Source organism: Vibrio sp. RM-69-4 (genome assembly GCF_024743775.1).
Lineage (GTDB): Bacteria > Pseudomonadota > Gammaproteobacteria > Enterobacterales > Vibrionaceae > Vibrio > Vibrio anguillarum.
In genome coordinates, this window is the sequence record NZ_JAMQXI010000077.1 from 1 (window position 1) to 3,496 (window position 3,496).

A 3,496-nucleotide genomic window follows, 5' to 3' on the forward strand; every position below is an offset into this window, starting at 1 on the left:
TATATTTCATTGCTATTGATTAATCAAGACAGAACCCCCATATAGTCTATGGATAAGAACACGCCTTACCACTCAGAACATACATTCCCTAACTGAGATAACTGGAGCGTGAAAATAAATATTCCAGATTTCTCAAGGAATGATCTAATGATTGCTTATCTTATTCTCGTTCACCGCTATCCAGATCAATTTAAACGGCTATTTCATGCAATATACCACCCAAATAATCATTACGTTATCCATGTTGACAAAACTTCTGGAAAAGAAATTTCAGATGAAATAACTTTGTTTCTAAATGATTACCAAAATGCTGAAATTCTTGAATCAGAAAATGCACTATGGGGTGGGTATAGTTTAGTTAATATTGAACTTCGTGGTATGGCTAAGCTATTGAATATGAACAAAAGCTGGACGCATTTTATAAACCTAAGTGGACAAGATTTTCCATTGAAAACTCAGCCATATATTCATGAGTTTTTGTCAAATAATAAAGACAAGGAATTTATTCGAGCACTAGACCAAAATGAAGCTAGGCCTGAAACGATGAACCGCATACAAAATATGTGCTTTGAATATAAAGAGCATATTTACCGACCTAAAATAGCTAGAAAATTCATGTCAGGGATAACACCATTTATTGGCACCCAATGGATGATTGTGTCACGAAAATTCTGTGATTTTGTTTGTAACACGGATGCATCTCAGCCCTATAAAGAATTTTATAAAAATACATTTATTGCTGATGAAGGATTTTTCCAAACAGTTATGATGAATAACGATTGTCATGGTGAAATAATTCAAGATGACTTGCGACTTATCGATTGGGTACCAGATGGAGATATAAAGCTTAGACCGAGGACGTTTACAATGGCCGATATTTCTAACTTAATTTCGAGCCCTAACCTTTTCGCTCGAAAATTTGACCTATTAGAAGATGCTAAAGTCTTGGATAGGATCGAACATCACCTCGCTGCAACAGTCTAATTTTTAATGAGCTACCCTCAACGGGGTGGCTCAAAGAAACCTAACGCCCGCTTAAGGGGCAGACAACTCTACTACCAACTTACCGCATAGCACCGTAACCACACAAACCAACGCATAGTAAAAATGCCACGCGTTGGCTGTCCCTCTTGAAGCGTTTGTTAGCTGAATTTCTCCATAACAAAGTTGCGCAGCTTTTTACCGCGAACTTCTATGGTTTGTTCTTGTATCACCTTGAAACCAAATCTCTCGTAAAACGGACGAGCTGTAATACTCACCTCAGAATAAAACTTAGTAATTCCTTGTAATTCACCCATTCTGAGTACATGTTCCATTAACTGTCGTCCGACTCCTTGACCTTGATGTTCATGGTGACAAAAGAAATGATCAATTAATCCATTTTCTTGAAGATCACTATAACCAACAATTTTTCCATCAATTTCAGCAACAAAAGGTGATAGCGAGTTCATTTTTTGTTGCCAAATCTCAGAAGAAAAACCATCTGGAGCCCATGCTTCAACTTGGTCTTGCGAATAATCACGTAAGTTCACATTACGAACCGTATGATAAAAAATAGCCCATAAATCAAGTGCATCTGATTCTTGATACTTTCTAATTTCGATCATGCTGATATTTACCACCATTCAGCTAACGCCCGGTTAAGGGGTTGACAACGCACTACTTAACTCAAAAAACACGCCGTAAACGCTGAATTTCAATTTTGAACTAAAATCGACGAGCGTTGGCAATCCCTCTTTAACCGTTTGTTATGCTTATTTTTTGAGCTTCACAACTTCACCACTCAATGCAACTCCAGCCATTACGGCTCCAGCACCACATTGAAAAGTATCGTTGCTTGAAGTGAGGTTATTTTTGTAATTTGATTTGATATTAACTACTGCATTTCCACCCTCTTTTATCGCTCTGTCTTTAAGAGCAATCATGGCGGAAAGAAAAACCCAATTGCACGCTTCTTCATCTGTTTTATTGAAAGCGTTCGTTTTTTTACTGGTTTTAAATTCACCTAATTCTTTGAGAACTTTGCCGTAACTCTGCTCGCCAAAGTAAAATGAAACTTCAGTGCCTAATTTAGATTTAGCCACTTCAGAGCTCATTGCCTTTGTAATCGAATAATTACCCACATCATCTCTAGCAAAAGTGTTAGATGAGAAGAAAGCCAGTGATGAAAGAGCTAGAATTGTTAATTTTTTCATTGTGATAAATTCCAAAATAGTTTGATTATGACTAGAGCATAACGCCCGCCTAAGGGGCTGGCAACGCATAACACTAAACTCAAACACAACAACCGAAACCACCGCGGCTCAATGGGACTGGAAACGCCGCGCGTTGACAGTCCCTCTTGAGGCGTTTGTTATGTGTTAGACAGACCAACCAAAACCTTTTCTGTAAACCAGTCCCAGTCTGGTGCACTGAATGCAATATCACGAACATCCTTTACTGCCGCCATTGATTCTTCTACACCGAACCCTTTGGATTTTAAAAGGTATGCTGCTAATGCTAGCCCTGTCCGATCTTTGCCTGATTTGCAATGTACTACAACTTTGCCTTGAGTCTCATTTTGTTCAATGAACTTGATAATTCGAGGTAGTGCATCAAGACAAACCTCAAAATCACCACTTTGAACTGGTGCATTACTCGAAAGAGGAATGTGTTCATACGCAAAACCAATAGCCTTTAGGCGTGAAATATGGACACTCTCTCCGTCATTGACCGAAATAATTGCCCGAACTCCAGATGACCATAACTCTTCTAGATCCCACATGACTTTATCTGGCCCACAGCGTCCTGCTACAGAGTTTGTTACGAAGAAAAGATTTTCCAATTGAGCCTCAAAACACATAACGCCCGGCTAAGGGGTTGACAACGCACCACCGAACTCAAAAAACACACTGTAAACACTGAACTTTAATTTTGGACTAAAGTCGCCAAGCGTTGGCAATCCCTCTTGAGCCGTTTGTTAGGCCAACCAATTGACACCGACACTTTCACAACCAAAGAACGAGCTTGTTTGTAAACTTGAAACAAACTAACCGATTCATTTATAAACCAAAATGCTGAATCAGCAAAGAAACAAAAAAACTCAAATTGAGCGATTTGGAAGAAAAGTGACGAGCGTAGCATTCTCGGCGGACGTTTGGATGCTGAAGGTTATTTCACCGATGAATTCACAACGTTAAACAACCCAACACGATCAAGAAACGACAAATATGTGATGATTATTTATTGCTTAAATTAAGCCACAAAACATGGAATTTACCGTTCAATTTCAACTCGATTTAGCTGATAAAAACTCACTTTGCCTAACGCCCGGCTAAGGGGTTGACAACGCACCGCCGAACTCAAAAAACACACCGTAAACACTGAACTTCAATTTTGCACTAAAGTCGCCAAGCGTTGGCAATCCCTCTTGAGCCGTTTGTTAGGCCAACCAATTGACAACAATACTTTCAAAACCCAAGAACAAAACTTTTTGTTAACTTGAAAAACACTAACC

At 39.0% G+C, this 3,496-nt stretch carries 4 protein-coding genes; 1 reads left to right on the forward strand and 3 read right to left on the reverse strand.

The genetic code is table 11. From position 1 onward, the window contains the following. The first annotated feature begins 147 nt into the window (after positions 1-147). Positions 148-984, forward strand: coding sequence for a beta-1,6-N-acetylglucosaminyltransferase (locus NB504_RS17105; protein WP_017046804.1), 837 nt, complete (start codon positions 148-150; stop codon positions 982-984). A 158-nt stretch (positions 985-1,142) separates the two neighbouring features. Here NB504_RS17105 and NB504_RS17115 read toward each other — a convergent pair whose 3' ends face one another. The 3 genes from NB504_RS17115 to NB504_RS17125 form a co-directional block, all read right to left on the reverse strand. Beyond that, positions 1,143-1,607, reverse strand: coding sequence for a GNAT family N-acetyltransferase (locus NB504_RS17115; RefSeq protein WP_170889025.1), 465 nt, complete (start codon positions 1,605-1,607; stop codon positions 1,143-1,145). A gap of 147 nt (positions 1,608-1,754) precedes the next feature. Next, a complete protein-coding gene (locus NB504_RS17120; RefSeq protein WP_029190018.1) occupies positions 1,755-2,195 on the reverse strand; it encodes a hypothetical protein in 441 nt (146 codons plus the stop codon). A gap of 158 nt (positions 2,196-2,353) precedes the next feature. Further along, positions 2,354-2,842, reverse strand: a complete 489-nt coding sequence (locus NB504_RS17125; RefSeq protein WP_309303454.1) for a dual specificity protein phosphatase family protein — start codon at positions 2,840-2,842, stop codon at positions 2,354-2,356. Positions 2,843-3,496 lie beyond the last annotated feature (654 nt).